General features: G+C 59.9%; 1 protein-coding gene. It reads right to left on the reverse strand.

Going from position 1 to position 274, the window contains the following annotated elements:
• The coding region (locus tag QK293_RS27555; protein ID WP_282383549.1) for a DUF4123 domain-containing protein at positions 1–245 on the reverse strand (245 nt) is incomplete at its 3' end.
• Positions 246–274: the final 29 nt, after the last annotated feature.

Below are 274 nucleotides of genomic sequence, written 5' to 3' on the forward strand. Positions count from 1 at the left end.
GGTTGGTGCTGTTGCCAATTAACCTCGACACCGTCGGCGGTTACCACACAGGACAGAGGCCCAAACAATCGCTGATCGCCGCTACCGAACAGGATTCGCGCCACGGCGGCGTCTGCCAGGCGCAGCAAGACCGGCAATCCCTCTGGCAACTCAACCGTCAGCAGTTTGCGTAAGTGCTCAGCGACGGCGTGCGCCGAGTCCGGGCTGAACAACAGCACTCTCGATTCCTCGTGTGCGTGCTCCAGATAAAACTGAACGAGTGGCTCGTCAGGTT

Source organism: Pseudomonas sp. AL03 (assembly GCF_029960815.1).
GTDB lineage: Bacteria > Pseudomonadota > Gammaproteobacteria > Pseudomonadales > Pseudomonadaceae > Aquipseudomonas.